Consider the following 22,165-nt stretch of genomic DNA (forward strand, 5'->3'; position numbering starts at 1 on the left):
GGCTGTTCTCTGGGCGATGGCATAAGCATTGAACTCATAAGTTGAGCAAACGGCTGTTCCAGGCGTTGATTCGCGCCTGGGCGCGCGCCTGACCTGCCGCGCCGGAAGGGTCGGGTGTGGAGACCGCACACAGTTGCCTGGCCGCATCGGCCACCTGATGCTGAAATTCAGCGGCATCGCCCCGCCAGGTCACCACGCGGTGCAACAGCTGCAACTGCGCAGCGCGTGCGGCATTGGTGGCTTGTTCGGGCTGATCGCTGACGACCAGGATGATCGGCCGTTGATAAACCAGCGCGATCGACAGCGCGGCCATGCCCGGTGCCGACACGATAAGTTGTGCCTGCGCAGCGCGGCTGGCCCAGTCCGGGTCAATGGCAAGCCAGCCATCGTGTCCGGCATAACCCTCGCCGATAAGGTGCTTGCTCAGCCCTGCAGCGGACAGGCCCGCGCTCAAGGCGTCGGCCAGGGCGGGCTCGGTGAAATGAGGGTTGAGGTAAACCGCTGCGCCATCGCCGATCCGGTCTGGCGTTACGGCAACCAGGGCTACCGGGGTTGGCAAGCGAAACACCTTTGGGGCGTCTGCGTCGTCAACGGCGTAGGCAAAATCATGCTCTATGCAGGCGCGAGCTGCGTTTATCTGGCGGTCAACAATCCAGCCAAACAGGCGCGCAAACGGACGTGGCCACATGCCCGCGAAATTATTGATCAGCGCGACCTTCAGGCTTGCCCCATACACATGCACCACCTTGCGCCGCCAGCCGGGCAGCATGCCCATGTACAGCAGCGCGGGGTGAAAGGAATCGTTGATCACCAGATCGACATCGCGCAGGCGACGTTGCAGCTGGCCGATATCACGCAGCATGCGACTTGGGCGAAACAGGTAGTGCGCGACATTGCGGTTGGTGGCCTTGCGTAGCATGTTTTGTTCGCTATCGAACTGCACGGCATAGTGCAGCGAGAGAATCTCGGCCTCAACTCCGAAACTCTGCAGAAACCGCTGCCCTTGCTCCGAGGTAGTCATCACATCAACCTCGGCTCCAGTCTTGCGCAGGGCGTGCACCAGCAATTGCGCGCGCATCAGGTGGCCGCGTGCATCGGCAGTCGCAAGATAAAGAATGCGTGTGCTCATTGGGCGCTGCCGCCCGCTTTGCGCAGCCCGCCAAACACCCAGCCAGCCACATACATCGCCACAGCGCTGGTCACGCCAAAGCCGGATTCTACAGTGCGAATATCCTTCAATAACCGCGCCAGATGCACCCATTCATGAGGTGCCACGATACGCCGCAAGGTGTTCTCGCAAAGGCGCACGTGGGCTTTCTCGTCGGCCAGCACTTTCGACAGCAACGGGTAGAAACTGTGTGCCGTGCCGATGACTGCGCAGTGACGGCCCAGCACGCGCTGGGCCATCTGCTCTGCGCAGAGCCCGGTAGCATAGGCGGGCACCAGCAGGCCCTGCTCGAAACTCGCTGAATGCCGCCGGGCCAGATGTTGCCAGCGACGAATTTTGTGTCTGCTGAGCCAGTCCGGTGGCAGACGCTTTGATCCGTCATCGCCCATCGCGTGCAAGGCGTCAGTGAACAGCACCACGTGACGACGCTCATCGGCCAGGTGCTGTTCGACCTGCCGTTCGAGCCAAGGCGGCGACTGCGGCATCAACTCGTCCAGCAATGCGCGCTCTGTAGCGTCCTCACCGGCCAGGTACATGCGCAGCAGCATGCGTTCGCCGCGTAGGCTGCGGTGCAGGCGTTTGAGTGCCGCACGTTTGATCCGGTCCACCATGTGCGCTTGCAATGCACCGAGGCCTCGCACCTCGGGCGCGGCCAGGCAACTGAAGTCGGGTTCGCTGGTGCTGTGTTCGATCACGCTCATTGCACAGGCTGCGGGCTACGGTGCCAGGCCAGAATCAGGCCGATGAAGCTGTCGCGCAAAAAGGCCGAGCCTGAGGCCGCAGCGGTCGGGAAGCTTTCTTCAGCACCGTTGTAACGCAGATAACCCTTGCCATTTACCGCGCCCATTTCCAGGGTGTCGAGCTTTTTGAAGCCACGTTTGCGCACGTCGGCAAGAAGCGGGCTGTCTTCCAGGCCAAACACAAACAATTGGCGCTGAACCACCCATACCGGAATCTGCCCGCTCAAGGCCTGCAATTTGACATTCCAGGTGCCGGTTTCCAACAGAGAACCAAGCTCGATGGTGCCCGGTTGATCCGAGGTGAAGCTGGCGCGCAGCAAAGACTTCGATACTTTGCCGACGCCCAAGGCAATGGTGATGTCGTTGGCATCTGGATTTTTCACATCGCTTGGGTGAACCTCGATGAAATAGCTGGCCACTCTTGCGGCAAGTGACGGTTGTGCCAGAACATTGCGTGCCTGCTCGGCGGTGAACAGCACTCGCTCGCCGGTCTCCTCGCGGACGCTGATCTGGTAAGGGTCGAGTTTTATCTCACGAAACCTGCCACGCACCGGAGCATGCACGTAGGTATCAGGGGACCACACTTTGCCTGAGCGGCGCAGCAATACATGCAGGCTCAGCGGTACACGCTGGCCATCATCGGCCAGACCACTGCCGTGCAGCAGCACGTCGCCTATCACGGTCTTGCTGTCATGGCTGGCGTCGGCATTGAATACAATGGTGTGGGTTTGAGGGTCTACGCTGGCATGGGCATCAGTCACGTCCAGGGCGATGCGGTTACAGTTGTTGTCCGCGTTGCTGACGGTTGTGGCGCAACCGCTGGCCGAAGCGAAGTGAAATACTCCGCGGCCTTTGAAATCGGAAGGCGCAGCCTGCGCCTGAATACTCAGCCCCAGCAATGCCAGGCAAACCATGTAGCAGCCAAGTGAGGTGATCGATAAAGATTTCATACTGACTTCCTGTGAGCACGCTTCCTGCGTGCGACGATGGGGTATAACGCGGGTCAATCCAGATTGCGGTGATAAGAGAGCGCTTCGCTATGGCGTGCGCTGGCACGACCGAACGATAGGCCGCAACCGCGTATGACGGCACCAGCGGTGTCCAGCAGCGACAGACCCACTACAAAAGCCATTGCAGTCAGGCGTCGTAATCCATGCAGTGGTGGCAGATGCTGGTGATTAAGCGCGCGCAGGCTGTAGCCAAGGCGACCGACCATCACACACAAGGGGCCGATGGGACCGCTGCGCCCGAGCCACTGCAGCCAGTCCGGCATATAGGCACGCACCAGATACGGAGTGAGGTCGACGCTGTCACCGCCTCGCAACCAGCGCAGTTTCAAGACTTCTCCCCGGCTGTCGGGCAAGCGATGTTCGGTGTGCGCATGCGGTGCGTAGACCACCGCCACGCCCTCAGCCTGCATGCGCAGCCCCATGACCTGACAATGCGCCCGGTAAACGCCGTCAAGGGGCTCGTAGCGGTGCCGCTCGAAAGCATCACAGCGGAAGGCCACATTGTTTGCATAGAAATTGCGCGTGGTACCGCTGCGCAACGGGCTTGGGAAATACATGAAATCAATGGCAGTCAGTGCACTGCCAGCGATACTTGGCGCATAGCTGGTACGTCCAGCGACAGCAACCGGCGCATCGGCCTGATCAAAGGGTACAAGCAACTGTTCCAGCCAGTCGGCGCAAGGCAGGCAATCGGCGTCGGCAAATACCACGTACTGGCAGCGCGTTTGATCGACACAATCAAAGCCTGCATTCTTCGCATCGTAGTAGCCGGTGAGCGCTTCGATCTCGACAAAGTCCAGCGTGCGCCCTGCCAGCTCACACAACGCCTGACGCGCCTGCAGATCAAGGCCGTCATGGGTGATGACCCACTGCGCCAGCGAGAGGGGCGAAACACTCTGCTGCGCATACCGGGCAACCAGCCGCTTGAGGCTGCTCAATGCCTGCACGGCATCACTGCCACCACGCAGATTATTGGTCTCCAGCACCAGCGCCGTGGTTGCCGCAATGCCAGCCAGACGATGACCGGCGCCGTCGCCAAGAGGCGGCACCGACATCCTGACTGTCGCTTCTTTGCTATCCATGCCTGAGTGTCTCTGGAAAAACGGGGGTGTTTGCGCGTCCGACTTGTCGGGCTGGGCGCGCAAAATTGGGGGTGTTGTTGGGGGCAATGACAGCATGATCCTTGGGATTATTCAAATGATGAGTTTTGTCGGGGGCTTTGGGGGCGGTGCTTGGAGGCCGGCGATCATTTATTGTTTTCATAATAATCAACATCCATAGGTACGAGTACTCTGGTTGATGACGGCGAACTCGCTGCCAGCTCATAAAACGTCCCATGAGTATATAAGTAGACTTTTTTTGTTGTTACAAACATAAACATATCGGGCGATGCCATGCCTTGAAAGTAATCAGCCCCGTGCTCTCGTAAAAAAATCAAATCATTTCCCAGTTTTCCCAGTGATCCGTTTCCCCAGCCGCGATTGAGTAAGTCATCTATTTCAGCGGCGTAAGTACACGTGATTAGGCCGTGCCCTGGGCACCTGACGGGTTTCAGAGGTCCTAACTGACTCAGGTCAAGTTTGCCAATCGATTTGCCTCCTAAAAATATATCCTTATCACTTTTTGAAAATTCATATTTGTGCCAGCTTCTATCATCTCCGAATGGGAAGAACACTTTGAATAAGGCTGGTGTCGCGCCTTCTATTCTATTTTGATAGTGATAAACAGAACTTGCATCTTTTGTATAGTGTGAAAGCTGGTCCTGTTGCCAATAGGGCAGGGTCTGGTCAGTGTCTTCCAGTGACTGAAATGCGGTTGAGTCGTGTGTAACTAATTTAAGCCATCTATCTTCTATCGCATCGTACTGCCCAGGCCTTGAAAATAGACAGGCAGGTGATAGATTATATATTAATGCCGATGCATCTCCAGTTCCTGAGATGCAATGTGTATTTCTGGAGTGTTCTTGCCTCATCCAATAGATTTTTCCATCCTTCGCCACGTAATGTGTAGAAATTTTGCGCAGATTCGTTGAGCAGCGTCCAACGGGCCCGGGCGTTTCCTCTACACCACCTTGCTTATTGAAACGCCCTTCAATCCTCTCTTTGCAAATCACAAAAGGTTTGATTTCCTCGGTGGATCGCTGCCCGGAGCAACTCGTCAGCATGCATGCGATCGCAGCCCCGGTTGTGAGCTTTGCTATGTTAATTAGTTTCACTTTAGCGTCCTTTCATCAAATATAAAATTTCAGGCCTATTTTCAAATAGGCGTTTGATACAGTCCGTGATGTAAGTGAATTGTGGCGCGTAAGCCCCGACTGCCTGTGCTTGAAAGAGTTGATGGGTCGAAAGCCTGCTTTCAGAATACATCGATTCGAGTCTGAACCGTTCGCCAATGCGGTTGTGGCATCAGTCGCGGATGAAATACATGGAAGGCTTGAAGCCCCAACAGATGAGCGACTGACTTTACAAGTCACTGCTAATGCAGCAAGAGCGGCTTGCTCAAAATGAATCAAGGTCTGCATAACGTTATCCATGTTTTTGCATGTCTGGCCGTTCAGCCATCGCCGACGTCCGGCCCTTTTTGATGCCTGCTGCAACGACGACGGCAGGCATCAATGACATCTGACTTTCAATTTTTTGTTAAAGGCAGGCCTGTGGCCGGATCCAGGTCTTTTTCCTTACTTAATCTTTGCAGTAGTGTATCGTCCGGCTTGTCAGGCGCGGTTTTTGCGTCACGCTCTTTTTGCCATTGAAAGGTGCCGTCCCATGCAGGAAGTTTAGTTGGTGGCAAGGGAGCAATAATATCTAAATCTGGAACTTTTGCTCCTAGTGCTTCATTTGCTTTTAGAAACTTATGGATAGCCTCATATCGCTTCGACCTTTCCTCGTCTGCTTCCAAGTTCATGTAAAACAAACTGTCTGGTGAAGAAACTCCTTTGAATGCTTCGCTTAGCATTCTTGCTGAAATTGTATTTCCTGATCTCGTAGCCTGCTGATAAGCGTCAACAGCATCTTTATACTTTTTTCCTGTCCGCAGATAAGCCGCTAGCTCTCGGGCTGATTGTGCATGTCCTTGATAGGCAGCACAGTGCAGCATTTGCTCCATGACTCGTGCTCCACCTTTTAATCTTCCTAGTAACGTTGCTACATAGTACTGAGCGTCAGGGCTACCTAAGTCAGCTGCTTTTCGAAAATATGCATTTGCTTTTTCTTGATCTTGCTCGACGCCATAGCCAGATTCAAGATAGTGTGCCATGTCGTAGTAAGCACCTGGAACACCGAAGGTCATAAATTTTTCCACCAGTGCTAAGGGTTCTTCTTGTCCGTTGGGAGAGCGTGCAAGGCCTTGTGTGATCAATGCCTGCAAGTTAGTTGCAGCCTTGTAGTGCCCGTGAGCGGCTGCAACTCGGTAGTAGCGTGTTGCACCACCGATATCACTCGGGCGTTCTCCTTGTTGAAGAAATAAGCCGTATTGGTAGAGCGTATCTGCGTCTTGACTTACCGGCGGCAGCACGTCAGCTTCACGATGACATTCAAACCTGACGTTGTTCTGTAAAGCACGCCCCCCCGAGCTCGCAGGAGGCGAGTCGTTTTTTTCGGCCATTGCTATAGCAGGAAGAACGGCCAGCGATAAATAGATGAGGGTGTGCATCGCGTTGTCCATGTCGGTGTGGGTGTGTTGTGCGTCTGCTGCCCAACATTATTTTTCAGAAAGAGCAAACGCATCGCTGGCATACGGAGCGGAGTGGGATATGAGTGCGGATTTGCATGCACCGACCACTGTCGGCACATGCAAAACCCGGTCTGCTACTTGAACCTATGATCAGTCTTCCTTGCTATAAACCGGAGAGCCCGGCAACGGCTTACCTGTTTTAGGGTCAAGCATCATGGCCTTGGCCAGTTGCTCGATCAGCGCTTCGGAAGGCTTGGGCGGCGGGATGTTGGCTTCACGCTCTTCAACCCATTTCAGCTTTCCATCCCATACAGGGAGTTTGGCTGGTGGCAGGGGGACGATTTCGTTGATTTCAGGGACGCTTGGATTGGCATATGACCAATCTGCCAGAAGGCTCCAGATTTTTTTATAACGTTCGGCGCGTTCTAAGTCCTCTTCTTGGCCTATATGGTACAGACGATTGTCAGATTTAGTGCCATGGAAACCTTTGCTCAAAAAGGAGGCAGAGGTTTCATCACCTGCCGCTACGCCAAGTTGAAAAGCTTCGAGCGCAGCTTGATAATTTCCTCTCTCTGATAGATTAACACCAAGTGCGCGAGCTGCTTTGCCATTGCCTTGCTCGGCAGCACAACGACGCATTTGTCTTGCAATATCCGGTGCAGTGTCAATGGGTGCGAGCTTTTCAGCAACATAGGCTTGTGCTTGCGCACTTCCCTCATCCGCCGCTTTGCGAAAGTAGCGCAGGGACATATCCTCGTCTTGTTGCAGTCCAGCCGCGCCCTTTTGGAGATAGATAGCGATCATGTAGTAACCGGTAGCTACGTGTGCATCTATCAATTGCTGGCTAAGGCGCAGTCGTTCTCCACCAGTGAGCTTGAACTGGCCGCGCATGGCGCCGTTCTGCAGGTTGACGTTGGCCTTGTAGTGGTTGTTTTCTGCCGCGATGCGGTAAAGTCTTCCGATCTCGATATCGACCGTTTCATCCTGCTGAATCTGATTGTTTTTCTGCAACCAGCGGGCGTACTTGAACAGCACGTCCGTTTCTGCCGAAGGGGCCGGAATTTTCTCGTGTACGCAGTTAAATGCCAGATTGGCTTTAATTTCGCTCAGCTGATTCAAAGGCGTGTCCTTTGTACGTAAAGTTATGGCGTTGCCGGAGCTGCAGGCGATCAGTAGCAGGCTTGAGAGCAAAAGAGTCAAGCGCATTAGTCAAGGTCCGTCATGGAAGTTTTGCTGTAATAGAATTCCACTAAAGAAGCATATGGAATCTTCCGGGCTTGTTGCCGATCTCTATTTATATCAATGATTTCCTGCCAAGCTGTAAAAGCTTCTTTAGGATCATCTTGTGCCCCTATCTTGTTTGTATGCAAATCCCACAATCGCCGCCGCAACGGCTGACTAAACTCTGGATGCTCGTGGCAGATGTTCAGTTCACTATCGACCATCATGCTTCGAGTGTTGATGTTGGCCGAGCCGTGTGTGGTGTAGACGTCATCGACGATCATCAGCTTGGAGTGGATGTAAACCGGCATCCAGGGCTTGCTCGCCGGCGAGTCGAATGCGACCAGCGAACAGACATGAATCTTCAAGCCTGGCACTTCCTTGGCTACCAAGGTGGAAGTTTCAATCTCCTTGGTTTTCCTGTCCATCTCCGCTTGCCATTCGTCCAGCTTTCTCTGCCCGGCCCGATCATTTGGGCCATCTGGCCGAGGTCTGACCGGGGCTTCACTTTTCATCTCCTTGATCATTCGCAGCTTGGTGATGGCCGGAATGGTTTCTGCCCGACCCAGGCTGGCGAGCATTTCCTGGGTCTTGGCCGTGCCCATGCCGACCCCGTCCTTGGTGTCATTGGTGACGACAAAAAGATAGAGGGGCTCCTTGCGGCCTGCCTCGAAGTATTTCCCTGCCAGGGTCTTGAGGTGATCTGCCAGCGGCGGCCAGCGGAAGTACTGGTTTTCGATGTAGATGAACTGGGTGACGTTGTTGGCAGCCACCATGTAACCGCTCTGGATGTCTCGAACGGGTTTTTCATGGTCGCCCACGTCATCCTTGTGCTTGCGGTTGGTTTTGGGCTGGCCCACCTGAGCCTGGGTGCGCAACACTTGCATCATCAACCGCGTGCCGTTCTGGAACTGGAGACGATTGGAGGTCGGATCGCAATCGCGGCAGGCGAGCAGGTCCTCGCCGGTTTCCTTGCGCCAGGCGATGGCAAAGTTCTGGTGCACATCGTGGAGGATCGGCCCGGACAACATGCACGAGATGTCCTGGCGTGGCGTGGAGCCGCGCGAGCCTAGATAGGGCGCAGGCTTGGTGCCTTCTTCACGGTTCAGTGCCGAGTGTTGATCGGTGTCCCAATACTCGTCCAGCGAATTGTGACCCATGACAAAGCCGACCGCGCTGGGGAGTTCATAGTCGACCAGTACACTTTTCTGGTGGTGCGAAGCGCTGGCGCTCAGGACGAGTTGCATGCCTACGCTGATATTGGGATCGAGCGCTTCATACTTCACCCAGTGCTTAATCTCTAACCTTTCATTAGCGCTGAAGCCACGACTCACGAACACGGGGGATTTACCATTGACTCGCTCAGCCGCCTTGCCATCGGACACTGCGTATTCAGAGAACCATTCGCGGTCGTACTTGAACTGATCCTTGGTCGAGCTTTGCATGGCTCGAGAATTCAGTCGAAGCGAGCCCTTGCCCGGCAGGTTGCCTTCGCCTGCCATGCCTGCGGAGTTGAAGGGCATTTCCCAGCCCAGTATGCGCACCTTCACACCGTTGGCGGCCTTGATCCTGAGCAGTTCGCCAATGCAGGGGTGGGATCCGTCGCGGATGAAGTACATGGAAGGCTGGAAGCCCCAGCAGATGATTTCGACGGATTTCTCGGCTTTTGCAATCGCCTCAAAGACAGCTCTGAATGCTTCTTCGCCGTTGACCAGCGGTCTATAGGTGGCCGGAATCGGGCTGAATTCACTGTTCTCGACGAACCAGCGCTGGACAATCCTGGCGCTGTTGGTGTGCGAGAGTGCGACAGGCACTGTTATGTTGGAGAGGCTGGGGAGTGGCGATTCCATGGGAGTTCCGTTCCTTATAGGTTCTGACACGCTGCCTGACCGGGATGGCAAGCTGGATGGCTGACAGTTGATTGCACAAGCCATGGCCGTTCTGCACGGTCAACAGTAACCGTGCCGGTTGCAAACCTGTTCCTGGCTGGGCTAGGTGTCCCCATTGTTCACGTTTCCGATTCTGACTCTGGATTGTTCAGCGAGGTGTACAGGGCACGGAACTTACTCTCAGTTCCTGACCGAGCGCTCGTTGAACCCGTTTGGTTGCTATGGCGATGAAATCCGCTGTTGGCGAATTCGGCATTGCTTTGCTCGCCTTGGTACTGCCCGCCGACCGGAATGTCGTAACTCACGCCATTAGCCAGTTCGAGCGTGTATCTGCTGGTTGTGGGGTGGTGATCAATGCCAATTGCCCCGGTTTTATCCATGACGCCTTTTTTGACGACTGATGCCCCGTCACGCACTGTGTAAGGCATACCAGCCCACGCACTGGAGCTTCCGGCGTTGGTTTGCCCTGCATAAAAGGTAAGCGCTTGGGTCACAGAGGACTCGGGCCAGGCAGGGTGGTCGCGATTAAGCTGTGCTGGCCCGCTAAACGTCTTCTTCGCCCCTTTGACATCAATCGTCCCCGGCGCGTGAATCTCGATGTTGCCGTCCTTGATGCGGATGTAGCCACCACCGCTGGTAAGCAATATGCCGTCCTGAGCGGCGATTTCTATTCCGGCAGCGGTCGAGGTGATTTTCACCCCTTGCTGCGCGGTCAGCTCCATCGCATCACTCTGCGCCTGCAGCTCGATCTTGCCCTTGGCTGCAAACAGCTTCGCTCCCGCATTCTGGGCAAACAGGCTGATGCTTTGCGCGACGCTGGCCAGCAGGGATTTGCCGCTGGCGATGCTGACGTCTTCGCCGGTGCTCAGGGTCAGGTGTTTGCCGCTGTGCAGGTGGGTGCTTTTCGGCGTGGCGGTGGCGATGTCGGCAGGGGAGGAGGCGATCAGCAATGGCTGCTGGTAGCCCGGTGTTTTGCCGCGTCCGCCGCTGCGGATTGCCCAGGCGGTGTCGCCGCCGTTGCGTTGTTGCTCGCCTGGCCCTTGGCTCGGGGCGCCGTCGTCGCTGCCGTAAGTCACGTCGGCATCGCTGTTGAGCTGGGTCAGGCTGTCCAGGCCTTCCTGCATGGGCAGGGCATTGTGCTGTTGCGCGGTGTCGGACAAGGTCTTGACGCGCTGTTCGCTGTTTTTCAGTTGCTGCTGCGCTTCGCTGGCATCGATCTGTGCGCCCTGTGCGCCGCTGCGTTTCCAGGTGCTGAGGTACAAACCCTGCTGGGCGCGCAAAGCACCGTAAGCATCGGTGCGCAGTTCAAACCCGGTACCGCGCAGGCCGCCACGGTTGTTGCCGCGCTGGTCGATCAGGTAACCGAGGTTTAGCTGGGTGTGGCCGTGACTGCTGTGGATCTGGGTACGGACCTGGCCGGTCGAGTCGTCCATCACCCAGTGGTTGAAACCTCCGCCGCCGACTTCCTTGCTCTTGTAGCCGGCCATCAAGCCGCTGGAGTGCCAGGCGGGTTTGTGGCCGCCGTAGACTTGCCCCATCACCAGTGGCCGATCAATGTCATTGTCCAGAAAAGTGATGACCACTTCTTCACCGGCACGCGGCACATGCACACTGCCCCAGTCCGGACCACTGCTCGGTTGCATCATGCGCAGCCAGCAGGAGCCTAACTCGCCATCCTGAGACAGGCGGTCCCAGTGAAAGCGTACGCAAATCCGGTTCAAGGTGTCGGTAAACACTTCATGGCCGCTGGGTGTGACGACCACGGCGGTCTGTTGGCCGAGGCTCTTGGGTTTGAAATGCTCCGACGGGCTGCGGAACGGCACGCTGTGCAACTGGCCTTCAAAGCGATTGAGGAAGAAGCCGTGGCTGCCGACGCCCAGCGTATCTGCCACACCGGTAAGGGGTGATGGCTCAGGACGAACAGATCTGAACAGCGCTGCCAGACTACCCGGCACTTCGCGTCTCTCCTTGGCCAGCGGCAAATTGCTCTCGGCGAATATTTCGACTTCGATCAGCAAAAACTGTCGCTCTTCAGCCGCCTTGCGTTCGTACAGCGGATGCTGGGTCAGCTCAAACCAGCGTCCGGCTTCCATCTGCCGCACGCCGCTTTGACCTTGCACACGACGTGCCTGCGATTCACGCTGCTCGATCTGTACGCGGCTCAGCCATTCGCCCCGGTCCTGCTTCTGCCAGCCGTATTGGCCCTGATACTCGTAACGTTCCAGCGCCTGTGGCGCCGAAGCCGCCTGCAAAGCAGGCATCACGGTTTCGCGTGGCTGGCCGTGGGCCAGGTAATCGACACTGCGCCAATGCAGCTTGCCGCTGAGCAACTGCGAGCCACTGCTCCACTGGGTAATGCCGTCCTGTTTCTCGGTGGCGTTCTGGGTGTGAAAGCGAATGCTCTGCGGGGCCAGCGCGGGGAGGGTGTCCACTGTGTCGGTAAAAACGATGCAATGTTTGTCAGCGGTATGTTCGACGTACCAGAAAAGACCTTCCTGTTCGCACCAGCGCTGCACGAAGTTGGCATCACTTTCATTGAACTGGGTGACGTAGGACAGCGGGGCGTATTCACGCCGCAGGTCCAGGCGATAGTTGCCCTTGGCCTGTTCGTACAGTGAGAAAACGGCTTCAAGTATCGCCGGCAGGTTCTTGTCCTGCCAGATACGGCAATCCAGGCGGTATTCGAGCAGGCTGAACCAGGGCGCGAAGACCAGTTGCCAGTCATGCAGACCACCGTCATTACCCAGATAGCGCACGCTCTCGACCAGGCCATGACGCTGCGCGGGAGAACCGTCATCGCAGAGGATGGCCAGGCTGACGGGTTGGCCGATGAGTTTTTCAGGATCGTATTCGGTGTCCTGCACCACCACGTCGAGGGTGTAGCGGGGCACACGGCCGATGCGCTCGACCCCGTGTACGCGCAGGGCCTGGAGCTGATGCTCGCCCAGCGGGGTGGTGAGTTGCAGCAGGCGTCCGCTCTGGCTGAGAGGGGTGCCAAAGGTCAGGTCCATTGTGTAACTCCTTTACTTGCGCAAACTGTACGTCCTGTTTTTCAAATGGCCATTTCGTGCGGCGAATTGAAAAACACACAACGTTCAGCGTCGATCCTGTTTGCCGCCAATGCGCGAGCAACTGCGCTGTTAGTTGCCGATCCGGGGAGTGAGTTCCCACAGTGGCAGGAAATTCACGATCTTAAGTATCTTCGGCGCAACGCGCGCTGCGCTGGGTGATAAGGCTGCATTTCAACACATTTGGCAACTAGTTAGTAACGTGTTTCATGGTTCGAAATATCATTGCTCAAAGCTGCGGTGTCTACCTGAATCGTTCGCCAGTAAGTGTGCTGCGTTTCTGGAAATGGAGTAAGACGTTGGCTACAGACAGTGCCGACTGCGCTGGGCCAGTTGACGGTAACATCAGCTGGATCAGCGCAATCTTTACTTAAAACCCTATTTCAACGCCTTAACCGCCTCCTCATCCTCCCGCCGATGTGCCCACTGATACAACGTTGGCAACACCAACAACGTCAGCGCCGTCGACGACAGAATCCCGCCAATCACCACCGTCGCCAGAGGTCGCTGCACCTCAGCCCCAGTCCCGGTGGCGAGGGCCATGGGGATGAAGCCCAAGGAGGCGACCAGCGCAGTCATCAGAACCGGGCGCAGGCGGGTGAGGGCGCCTTCGTTGATGGCGTCGTGCAGCGAGTGGCCTTGTTCGCGCAGGCTGCGGATGAAGGCGATCATCACCAGGCCGTTCAGCACCGCCACACCCGACAGGGCGATGAAGCCCACGCCTGCGGAGATCGACAGCGGAATGTCGCGCAGCCACAGGGCCATGACGCCGCCGGTCAGGGCGAACGGGATGCCGGTGAAGACCAGCAGGCCGTCCTTGAGGTTGTTGAACATCATGAACAGCAGCGCCAGTACCAGCAGCAGCGCCACCGGCACGACGATCTGCAGGCGTTTGGCGGCCGATTGCAGTTGTTCGAATTGCCCGCCCCAGCTGGTCCAGTAGCCGGCCGGGATCTGCACGCCGTTGTCGATGGTGGTGCCCGCTTCTTCGACAAACGAGCCGAGGTCCCGACCGCGCACGTTGGCGCTGACGATGACCACACGTTTGCCGTTCTCGCGGCTGATCTGGTTCGGCCCAAGTACCAGGTCGAGACTGGCGACCTGAGACAGGGCGATGAAGCTGATCTGCTGATTGCCAGCGCTTGCAGGCACCGGAATAAGCAGGCTGGAAAGCCCGTCCACGTCGGTGCGCAGTTGCTCGGAGAGGCGCACCACCATGTCGAATCGGCGGTCGCCCTCATACAGCGTGCCCGCCTGACGACCGCCCAGCGCAATGGCGATGGCGTCCTGCACGTCGGCCACGTTGAGGCCATAACGCGCGGCCTTGTCGCGATCGATGTTGATGGTCAGCACCGGCAGCCCGGTGGTCTGCTCGACTTTGACTTCCGAGGCGCCTGGCACTTTTTGCAGGGTGGCGGCGATTTTTGCTGCGGTCTGGTTCAGCACATTCATGTCGTCGCCGAAGACCTTTACTGCCACATCGCTACGCACCCCCGAAACCAGTTCGTTGAAGCGCAACTGGATCGGCTGGGACAGTTCGTAGTTGCTGCCCGGCACACTGGCGGCGGCTTTTTGTAGGTCGGCGATCAGCGTTTCACGGGACTTGTCCGGGTCAGGCCATTCGCTTTGCGGTTTGAGCATCACGTAGCTGTCGGAGATGTTGGGCGGCATCGGGTCGGCGGCGATCTCGGCGGTGCCGGTGCGGGCGAACACGCGCTGCACTTCCGGGACCTTGTCGATGATGGCTTTTTCCAGACGCTGCTGCATGTCCACCGACTGGGTCAGGCTGGTGCCGGGCACCCGCAGCGCCTGCAGGGCGAAGTCGCCTTCACTCAGGCTGGGGATGAACTCGCTGCCCATGCGGCTGGCGGTGAAGCCGGACAGCACGATCAGCACGAAGGCCATGCCGAACGCTATCGAGCGATGCCCCAGTACCCAGCTCAGGATCGGCGCGTAGCGCTGGCGGGCGGTGCGCATCACCAAGCCTTCTTCTTCCTTGACCTTGCCGGTGACGAACATGGCGATGGCGGCAGGCACGAAGGTCACCGAAAGAATCATGGCGCCGAGCAGGGCGATGACCACGGTGAAGGCCATCGGGTGGAACATTTTGCCTTCCACACCGGTGAGGGCGAAGATCGGCAGGTACACGACCATGATGATCAGCTGACCAAAGATCAGCGGCCGACGGGCTTCTCTGGCGGCGGCGAAGACCTCGTGGAAACGCTCGCTGCGGGTCAGCATGCGGCCGTGCTTTTGCTGGGCATGCGCCAGCCTGCGGATCGCGTTTTCGACGATCACCACCGCGCCATCGACAATGATGCCGAAGTCCAGCGCGCCCAGGCTCATCAGGTTGGCGCTGACCTTGTTGGTGAACATGCCGGTGAAGGTGAACAGCATGGCCAGCGGAATCACCATGGCGGTAATCAGCGCAGCACGGATGTTGCCGAGGAACAGAAACAGAATCACGATGACCAGAATCGCGCCTTCGATCAGGTTCTTCTTGACCGTCGCGATGGCTTTTTCCACCAGCGTGGTGCGGTCATAAACCGTTACGGCTTCCACACCAGCAGGCAGTGTGCGGTTGATCTCGGCGAGTTTGGCGGCCACCGCCTGCGAAACGGTCCGGCTGTTTTCACCGATCAGCATGAACACCGTGCCGAGCACCACTTCACGGCCATTTTCGGTGGCTGCGCCAGAGCGCATTTCCTTGCCGATGCCGACCTCGGCCACGCTGCTGATTCTGATCGGCGTGCCCTGCACATTGGCGATGACGATGTTGGCGATGTCGTCCACCGTGCCCAACTGACCCGGTGCGCGAATCAGTAACTGCTCGCCGCCGCGTTCTATATAGCCTGCGCCGACGTTGGCGTTGTTGCGCTCCAGCGCTGCCACCAGATCGTTCAGCGTCAGCTTGTAGGCGGCCAGTTTTTTCGGATCAGGCGCAATCTGGTACTGCCTGGCGAAACCGCCGATGGTGTTGATCTCGGCCACACCTGGCACATTGCGCAGTTGCGGCTTGATGATCCAGTCCTGAATCACCCGCAGGTCGGTCGGCGTGTACGGCGTGCCGTCCTCCTTCAGCGCGCCCTCGCGGGCCTCGACTGTCCACAGGAAAATCTCACCGAGGCCGGTGGAGATCGGCCCCATCATCGCATCGACGCCTTCCGGCAACTGGTCCTTGGCGATCTGCAGGCGCTCGTTCACCAGTTGGCGGGCGAAGAACAGGTCAGTGCCATCCTCGAAAATCACCGTGACCTGCGACAGGCCCGAGCGCGACAGCGAGCGCGTCTGTTGCAAACCGGGCAGCCCCGCCATGTTGGTCTCGATGGCGAAGGTGATGCGCTGCTCGGTTTCCAGCGGCGAGAAGCCGGGCGCAGAGGTGTTGATCTGCACCTGTACGTTGGTGATGTCGGGGACCGCATCGATGGGCAGTTTCTGGTAACTGGCGATGCCCAGCCCAGCCATGAGCAGCACAGCAAGCATCACGACGATGCGCTGTTCAATCGCGAATTGAATCAACCGTTCAAACATGTGGGTGTACTCGTGGGACGCAGATCAATGGGCGTGCTCGGCGGAGCCTTTGCCCAGCTCCGACTTGAGGATGAAGCTGCCGGCGGTGGCCACTTGTGTGCCGGCCGCCAGGCCCTTGACGATTTCCACGTGGCCACCATCGCGGCGGCCAAGTGTCACCGGCGTCAGTTGAAAACCTTCAGCGTTGCGCACGAAGACCGAGGGCTTGTCCTCGACCGACTGGATCGCCGTTTCGGGAAGACTGACCGCCACACTGGCCTGCTCGGCGGCGACTTCCACCGAGACGAACAGGCCGGGACGCCACGCGCCCCGCGGGTTGGCCAGTGTCACGCGCACGGCCGCAGCGCGGGTCTGCTCGCCCAGCAGGCTGCCGACGTAGCCGACTCGTCCTTCGACCCGGGCATTCAGGTCGGGCGCACTGACGATGACCGGACGACCGACCACCACCTTGTCCAGATCCCTGGGCGCTACGCCGAAGGTGGCCCAGACACGCGACAGGTCGGACAGCGTGAAGGCGTTGCTCGCCTCGCTGACCATCTCGCCGATGCCCAGGTGCTTTTCCACGACCACGGCGTCAAACGGTGCGATCAGCTCGTAGCGGCTTCCCGCCGAAGGATGGGTGCTGGCACCGATGGCGCTGATCTTCTGCCGCGCGTTGGCCAGGTTGATGTCGGCTTCCTGAAAGTCCTGACGCGCCTGCAAGTAATCCTGCTCGGCCGAGATTTTGTCTTCCCAGAGTTTCTTTTCGCGTTGCAAGGTCAGGCGCGCCAGTTCCTGACGTCGTTGTGCAGCGTTCAATTCGCTGCGTTGATCGGAAATCTGCTGGCTGGCAATCACTGCCAGCACCTGGCCCTTTTTCACCGACTGACCCAGATCGACCTTCACCGCTTCGACCACGCCGCTGACCCGCGGCACGACATGCGCAGTGCGGTCTTCATCGAAGCGGATTTCACCGGGGAAGGTCACGGTCGTGCTCATCTGCCGGGGTTCGGCGCTGGCCAGCTCGATGCCTGCTGCCTTGATCTGCTCGGCAGTCAGCTCGATGTGTCCCTCTTCCTCTTCGTGAGAAGCTTCCGAGGCTGCGGCGTCCGGTTTTTTCGACTCGTCGGCGTGGCCTGGCTCTTCAGCATGGCCCTGCCCGGATTCATGCGCGTGCTCATCGGCTGACGGTTCTGGTCCGGCTGCGAACGGCAGTATCTGCGGGTTCAGGGTCAGACTGCCCAGACCAATGATGACCACCACCGCCAGCGCGATGGCAATGCTTCGTTTGTTGTTCATGAAGGCTCCCGGCGATCAGGTGCGTGCAGCACCTTTCGATACACTCGATACAGGCGGAAAAGGAAAGTCAGGGGTTGAGGCTGAAGCGGTTGAGATCACCGTGGATTCGTTCGATGGCGACTCTGGCGTTGGTGGCGGTGGCCAGCGATTCGAGGTACTGGCTGCGCGCCGAGATCAGCGTTCGTTGCGCATCCAGCACTTCGAGAAAACCGAACTTGCCCATCTCGAAACCGCGCGTTGCCGTGTCGACGGCACGTTGCGCGGCGGGCAGGATCACGCGGTCGAAGGACTCGACTTCCTGCGCGGCGGTGTTCCATTGATCGAGGGCGGACTGCGTCTGGGTGCGCAGCTTCAGTTCGACGGCGTTGCGCAGGTCGCGCGACTGGTCGGCACGGCGTGATGCCGCGAGCACGTTGCCTTGATTGCGGTCGAACAGCGGCAGTGGCATCGATAGGCCCACGACGTTGACTCGCTCGCGCTCTTCACGGCTGTACTGGCTGCCGACGCTGACAGTCAGGTCCGGGATGCGCTTGGCGCGCTCAGACCCCAGCGCCGCTTCGCGCTGCTCGATCTGGGTCTGCGCCAGGCGCAGCTCGGCGGACTGATTGAGGGCGGTCAGTAGCTTTGCGCTCGGTGGCAGCTTGCCTGGCGACAGGTCGTTGTAGTCCAGACGTTCGAAAGAGGCGACCGGCGAACCAGTGGTGCGCGCCAGCTCGCGGTTGCTGTTGATTTTCAGGGTCTCGGCGCGACGGACCAGCAGGTCGGTTTCGGCCAGCTGCACTTGGGCGCGTGTGGCTTCCACCGGCGATACCTTACCCGCCCGGACTCGCCCTTCGGCAACCTCAAGGCCGCGCTCGGCCAGTGTTCTGGATTGGCGCGCCAGCTCCAGGCCAGCCTGTGCCCGCGCGGCTGCGTAAAACGCCTGAACCACTTCGGCACGCAGCTCGTTGCCGCGACGCTCCAGCTCCAGACGCGCAGCGTCCTGACCCTTGCTGGCGGCCTCAATGCGCGCCCCGCGCTTGCCGCCCAGTTCCAGTGCCTGGCTGAGCATCACGGTGGTGGTGCTGGTCTCGCGGCGGGTGTCTTCCACTTCCCATGACACGGTCGGGTTGGGGATCAGTCCGGCCTGCTGTCGATCGCCCTCGGCGACGCCGATCTCCCACTGAGCTGCGGCCAGTTCCGGGTTACGGGCGAAGGCTGCCTCCAGTGCCTGAGCCAGGCTGATGCCCTGGGCAGCGGCAATGCCAGGGGCAACAAACGGTAACAACACCAGGCAAAGTGCGGCGACTCTCACAGCGCACTCCCTGCCAATCGATCTGTACGCTGAGCGTGCACGTTATTCTCCAGTCGCATGACTCACCCCATCGAAAACAAAAAACAAACAGGCACCAGGGCGCTGAAGTTGGCTGAGGGGACTGTATGCAACCGGAGTTATCAGAGGGATTGCTGCAAAATTACGATTTTGTTATCCAGCGGGATGGGCGTTTCTTTTCAGTACACTGCACGGCATCGTCATCCACCGTTCATCAAACAGGAAGCCTGGTTATGCGAATCCTTGTCGTCGAGGACGAGCCGAAAACTGCCGAATACATGCATCAGGGTCTGACCGAAAGCGGCTATATCGTCGATATCGCGGCAACGGGTCTCGATGGGCTCTATCTCGCGCAGCATCAGGCTTACGATGTGGTGATCCTGGACGTGAACCTGCCGGAGATGGACGGCTGGGAGGTGTTGAGCCGCCTGAGGAAGACCGTCAGTACGCGCATCATGATGGTCACTGCACGCGGGCGTCTCGAAGAGAAGGTCAAGGGCCTGGAAATGGGCGCTGATGACTATCTGGTCAAGCCGTTCGAGTTTCCCGAATTGCTGGCTCGGGTCCGCACGCTGATGCGCCGCAGCGAGCAGACCAGCACTTCCAAGGTGTTGCAGGTCGGCGATCTGGAGCTGGATCAGGGGCGCCACAGAGCGTTTCGCGGCAGCCAGCGCATCGACCTGACGACCAAGGAATTCGCGCTGTTGCACCTGTTGATGCGGCACAGCGGCGAAGTCATGTCGCGCACCCAGATCATCTCTCTGGTCTGGGACATGAACTTCGATTGCGACACCAATGTGGTGGAGGTGTCGATCCGCCGTCTGCGCGCGAAGATCGACGATCCGTTCGAGACCAAGCTGATTCACACGTTGCGTGGCGTCGGATACGTACTGGAAGTGCGTGAATGAAGCTGACCCGTCTCTCGACCCGTCTCGGATTGACGGTCGCGGCGCTCATCGGGTGCCTGGTGCTGATGATGGAAATGCTTGCCTATGCGGCGATTTCCCGTCAGCTCGATATACGTGCCGAAGACGCGTTGAACGAGAAGTTCAGGCAGATCGAACACAGCATGAGCGAGGGTTTTTTGGGGGTCGTCGACATCGTCCAGTACCCCCACACGCTGCGTGACCAGATCGTCGGGCATGACAGCTTCTCGCTGACCATTTTCGACGTGGGCAACCCTCGGCAAGAGTTGATGAGCGTCGGTAGCCAAGAAGGACGAAGTCTGCCGGTTCCTGATACCGATTCGCTGCCGCAAGGCTTTCAGGAACTGAAATCCGAGCAGGGCCATAAGATTCTGCTGGGTTACAGGACCGTACGCCTCAAGACCGGTCAGGACGTGCTGGTCAGGCTGTCCATGGACAGGGAAAGCGACACCGTGCTGCTGCACGCTTACGTCAGATCGACGTGTTTGGCCTTGCCGGTGATTCTGCTGCTGGTCGGCTTTGGCGTCTGGTGGGTGGTGCGTCGCGGGCTCAGGCCGCTGGGGGCGTTCAGGAAAGTCACTGCGCTGGTCTCGGCCCGCGACCTTTCTCATCGGATGAAAGTGAAGGGCCTGCCTGACGAGTTGCGCGACCTGGCACATGCGGTCAACTTCATGTTGCACAGGCTGGACGGTGATGTGCAGCAACTGGCGCAGTTCTCGGACGACCTTGCGCATGAGCTGCGCTCACCAATGAACAACCTGATGGGCAGGGCGCAGGTCACGCTGTCCAGACCGCGCCCGTCGGAGGAATACAAGCAGGCACTCGAATCCTGCACCGAAGAGCTGGAGCGCATGTCGCGCATGATCAGTCAGATGCTGTTTCTGGCCAGCGTCAGCCAGCCCGCAGCGCCCTTGCCGGTCGAGGTCATCGATCTTCGTGAGGAGGCAGACAAGGTTGCCGAACTGTTTTCCTCCTCGGCGGAGGATCGCGACATCACCTTGCAGGTTCAGGGGCACGCCAGGGCGAGCGGTGACCGGCTGATGATTCAGCGAGCGATTTCCAATCTGCTGTCCAACGCCATTCGTCACGGTCTGTCGGGCAGCGTCATTACCCTCACGCTTGCCACGCATGAGGATGAAGTGTCATTGGCGGTGCGCAATGCGGGGGATGGCATCGATGCCGAGCACTTGCCACGCCTGTTCGATCGTTTCTATCGGGTGCATGTCAGCCGAGCGCGACAGCAGGGCGGGACCGGGCTCGGGCTGGCGATCGTGCGTTCCATCATGAGCCTGCACGAAGGGCAGGTTACGGTGCAGAGCGAGCCAGGCCAATTCACCACGTTCAGCCTGATCTTTCCTAAACTGGTGTAATGCGTCAGGTTGGTGGTCGTTCTTCAAGAACCTTTCGCTGACCCCCGGCTCATAGCTTGTGAGCGGGTATTGCCCGGATGCTTCCGATGAAGCTGAACCCTATAAGGATGGACGTATGACAGTTGCTTTCTGGTGCGTGCTGGTCGCGATCTTGCTGCCGATTATCTGTGCCGGTATCGCCAAGTTCGGCAGCGGCAAATTTGGCAGCGGGCATAACCATGACCCGCGGGCCTTTCTCGACAAGCTGGAAGGGTTTCCGCGCCGCGCGCATGCTGCCCAGATGAACAGCTTTGAAGTGACCCCGGCATTTGCTGCGGCGGTGATCATTGCGCACATTGCCGGTAACGCGCAGTTGGTGACGATTGATGTGCTGGCGGTGTTGTTTATCACCAGCCGCCTGCTGTACATCATTTTCTACCTGGCCGATCTGGCCGCACTGCGCTCGCTTGTCTGGCTGGTGGGCATGGGCCTGATCATCGCGCTGTTCGGGGTGTCGGCTTTCTCGGCCGTGTCCTGACAGGCTGTTCGCGACGCTGCCGATCATGGGCAGCGTCGCGACCTGATCAGTCGTCTGACTGGACTTTCTCGAGTTCGGTCTGGGCTTCCTGCAATTCCTTGCGCGAATCGGCGAGCTTGTCCTTGCGCTTGTTGATCTTCTCCGGATCGCCCTTTTCCATGGCCTTGTTCAGGTCGGTCTGACGGCGGCTGACTTCCTGCTTGGCGTCGAGCACTTTCTGCTTGCGCTGTTTGATCAATGACGTTTCGGTGCAATTGGCATTGACCTCGGCCAGTGCCTTTTCAAGGTCGGACTGTTCCGCCTTGTTACCCTCGGTCTTGGCATACTGAATCTTGCTGCTGATTTCCTGGCTTTTGATCTGGCATTCGGACTGCACGGGGGAGGGCGCCTGTGCGTCTGCGAACACGGTTGTAGCGAGCAGCGTGCAGCTGGTGAAAAGAATCAGTGGCGATAAAAACTGCAT

The 22,165-nt window shown here is 58.3% G+C and carries 16 protein-coding genes; 3 read left to right on the forward strand and 13 right to left on the reverse strand.

Features of this window, described 5'->3' with window-relative positions; translation table 11 throughout:
• Positions 1-34: 34 nt before the first annotated feature.
• The 12 genes from JOE34_RS07830 to JOE34_RS07885 all read right to left on the reverse strand — a co-directional run bounded on the left by JOE34_RS07830 (position 35) and on the right by JOE34_RS07885 (position 18,871).
• On the reverse strand, positions 35-1,129 hold the full coding sequence (locus tag JOE34_RS07830) for a hypothetical protein (RefSeq protein ID WP_209995451.1): 1,095 nt from the start codon (positions 1,127-1,129) through the stop codon (positions 35-37).
• The gene (locus JOE34_RS07835; protein WP_209995453.1) at positions 1,126-1,869 is read right to left on the reverse strand and encodes a hypothetical protein; all 744 of its coding nucleotides are present in this window, start codon (positions 1,867-1,869) and stop codon (positions 1,126-1,128) included. The genes JOE34_RS07830 and JOE34_RS07835 overlap by 4 nt, the downstream gene beginning before the upstream one ends.
• Positions 1,866-2,858 (reverse strand): hypothetical protein, encoded by a 993-nt coding sequence (locus tag JOE34_RS07840; protein ID WP_122578909.1) that lies wholly within the window; start codon positions 2,856-2,858, stop codon positions 1,866-1,868. The genes JOE34_RS07835 and JOE34_RS07840 overlap by 4 nt, the downstream gene beginning before the upstream one ends.
• Before the next feature lie 53 nt (positions 2,859-2,911).
• Positions 2,912-3,973 carry a glycosyltransferase gene (locus JOE34_RS07845; protein ID WP_209996841.1) on the reverse strand — a complete coding sequence of 354 codons (1,062 nt, stop codon included), beginning with the start codon at positions 3,971-3,973 and terminating at the stop codon, positions 2,912-2,914.
• A gap of 191 nt (positions 3,974-4,164) precedes the next feature.
• The gene (locus JOE34_RS07850; protein WP_245227000.1) at positions 4,165-5,133 is read right to left on the reverse strand and encodes a hypothetical protein; all 969 of its coding nucleotides are present in this window, start codon (positions 5,131-5,133) and stop codon (positions 4,165-4,167) included.
• Positions 5,134-5,546: 413 nt separating this feature from the next.
• Positions 5,547-6,569 (reverse strand): DUF6396 domain-containing protein, encoded by a 1,023-nt coding sequence (locus tag JOE34_RS07855; protein WP_122578906.1) that lies wholly within the window; start codon positions 6,567-6,569, stop codon positions 5,547-5,549.
• Positions 6,570-6,740: 171 nt separating this feature from the next.
• A complete protein-coding gene (locus JOE34_RS07860) occupies positions 6,741-7,796 on the reverse strand; it encodes a DUF6396 domain-containing protein (protein WP_209995455.1) in 1,056 nt (351 codons plus the stop codon).
• The gene (locus JOE34_RS07865) at positions 7,796-9,661 is read right to left on the reverse strand and encodes a phospholipase D-like domain-containing protein (RefSeq protein WP_209995457.1); all 1,866 of its coding nucleotides are present in this window, start codon (positions 9,659-9,661) and stop codon (positions 7,796-7,798) included. The genes JOE34_RS07860 and JOE34_RS07865 overlap by 1 nt, the downstream gene beginning before the upstream one ends.
• Positions 9,662-9,819: 158 nt before the next feature.
• A complete protein-coding gene (locus tag JOE34_RS07870) occupies positions 9,820-12,711 on the reverse strand; it encodes a type VI secretion system Vgr family protein (RefSeq protein WP_209995459.1) in 2,892 nt (963 codons plus the stop codon).
• Positions 12,712-13,146: 435 nt separating this feature from the next.
• Entirely contained in the window at positions 13,147-16,299 is a 3,153-nt protein-coding gene (locus tag JOE34_RS07875) for a CusA/CzcA family heavy metal efflux RND transporter (protein WP_209995461.1), read from the reverse strand.
• 24 nt (positions 16,300-16,323) lie between these two features.
• A complete protein-coding gene (locus JOE34_RS07880; protein WP_209995468.1) occupies positions 16,324-17,577 on the reverse strand; it encodes an efflux RND transporter periplasmic adaptor subunit in 1,254 nt (417 codons plus the stop codon).
• A 67-nt stretch (positions 17,578-17,644) separates the two neighbouring features.
• Entirely contained in the window at positions 17,645-18,871 is a 1,227-nt protein-coding gene (locus JOE34_RS07885) for a TolC family protein (protein WP_209995477.1), read from the reverse strand.
• A gap of 251 nt (positions 18,872-19,122) precedes the next feature.
• On the opposite strand from JOE34_RS07885, the gene JOE34_RS07890 reads away from it, so the two are divergent.
• The 3 genes from JOE34_RS07890 (at position 19,123) to JOE34_RS07900 (ending at position 21,702) form a co-directional block, all read left to right on the forward strand.
• Positions 19,123-19,797 (forward strand): heavy metal response regulator transcription factor, encoded by a 675-nt coding sequence (locus JOE34_RS07890; protein WP_003420115.1) that lies wholly within the window; start codon positions 19,123-19,125, stop codon positions 19,795-19,797.
• Positions 19,794-21,185 carry a heavy metal sensor histidine kinase gene (locus tag JOE34_RS07895; protein WP_074909742.1) on the forward strand — a complete coding sequence of 464 codons (1,392 nt, stop codon included), beginning with the start codon at positions 19,794-19,796 and terminating at the stop codon, positions 21,183-21,185. Before JOE34_RS07890 ends, JOE34_RS07895 begins: the two co-directional genes overlap by 4 nt.
• Positions 21,186-21,300: 115 nt before the next feature.
• Positions 21,301-21,702 (forward strand): MAPEG family protein, encoded by a 402-nt coding sequence (locus tag JOE34_RS07900; protein ID WP_024665665.1) that lies wholly within the window; start codon positions 21,301-21,303, stop codon positions 21,700-21,702.
• A gap of 46 nt (positions 21,703-21,748) precedes the next feature.
• On the opposite strand, the gene JOE34_RS07905 is transcribed toward JOE34_RS07900, so the two are convergent.
• Positions 21,749-22,165: a DUF1090 domain-containing protein gene (locus JOE34_RS07905; protein WP_003316364.1), complete on the reverse strand. Its 417-nt coding sequence runs from the start codon at positions 22,163-22,165 to the stop codon at positions 21,749-21,751.

The sequence above is a fragment of the Pseudomonas sp. PvP028 genome (genome assembly GCF_017832255.1).
Lineage (GTDB): Bacteria > Pseudomonadota > Gammaproteobacteria > Pseudomonadales > Pseudomonadaceae > Aquipseudomonas > Aquipseudomonas syringae.

What these genes read in the sequence shown, in the direction of transcription:
- JOE34_RS07830 (WP_209995451.1), bottom strand. Translation starts at nt 1,129, where the DNA reads ATGAGCACACGCATTCTTTATCTTGCGACTGCCGATGCACGCGGCCAC.
- JOE34_RS07845 (WP_209996841.1), bottom strand. Translation starts at nt 3,973, where the DNA reads ATGTCGGTGCCGCCTCTTGGCGACGGCGCCGGTCATCGTCTGGCTGGC.
- JOE34_RS07900 (WP_024665665.1), top strand. Translation starts at nt 21,301, where the DNA reads ATGACAGTTGCTTTCTGGTGCGTGCTGGTCGCGATCTTGCTGCCGATT.
- JOE34_RS07865 (WP_209995457.1), bottom strand. Translation starts at nt 9,661, where the DNA reads ATGGAATCGCCACTCCCCAGCCTCTCCAACATAACAGTGCCTGTCGCA.
- JOE34_RS07890 (WP_003420115.1), top strand. Translation starts at nt 19,123, where the DNA reads ATGCGAATCCTTGTCGTCGAGGACGAGCCGAAAACTGCCGAATACATG.
- JOE34_RS07895 (WP_074909742.1), top strand. Translation starts at nt 19,794, where the DNA reads ATGAAGCTGACCCGTCTCTCGACCCGTCTCGGATTGACGGTCGCGGCG.
- JOE34_RS07880 (WP_209995468.1), bottom strand. Translation starts at nt 17,577, where the DNA reads ATGAACAACAAACGAAGCATTGCCATCGCGCTGGCGGTGGTGGTCATC.
- JOE34_RS07835 (WP_209995453.1), bottom strand. Translation starts at nt 1,869, where the DNA reads ATGAGCGTGATCGAACACAGCACCAGCGAACCCGACTTCAGTTGCCTG.
- JOE34_RS07905 (WP_003316364.1), bottom strand. Translation starts at nt 22,165, where the DNA reads ATGCAGTTTTTATCGCCACTGATTCTTTTCACCAGCTGCACGCTGCTC.
- JOE34_RS07875 (WP_209995461.1), bottom strand. Translation starts at nt 16,299, where the DNA reads ATGTTTGAACGGTTGATTCAATTCGCGATTGAACAGCGCATCGTCGTG.
- JOE34_RS07855 (WP_122578906.1), bottom strand. Translation starts at nt 6,569, where the DNA reads ATGCACACCCTCATCTATTTATCGCTGGCCGTTCTTCCTGCTATAGCA.
- JOE34_RS07840 (WP_122578909.1), bottom strand. Translation starts at nt 2,858, where the DNA reads ATGAAATCTTTATCGATCACCTCACTTGGCTGCTACATGGTTTGCCTG.
- JOE34_RS07860 (WP_209995455.1), bottom strand. Translation starts at nt 7,796, where the DNA reads ATGCGCTTGACTCTTTTGCTCTCAAGCCTGCTACTGATCGCCTGCAGC.
- JOE34_RS07870 (WP_209995459.1), bottom strand. Translation starts at nt 12,711, where the DNA reads ATGGACCTGACCTTTGGCACCCCTCTCAGCCAGAGCGGACGCCTGCTG.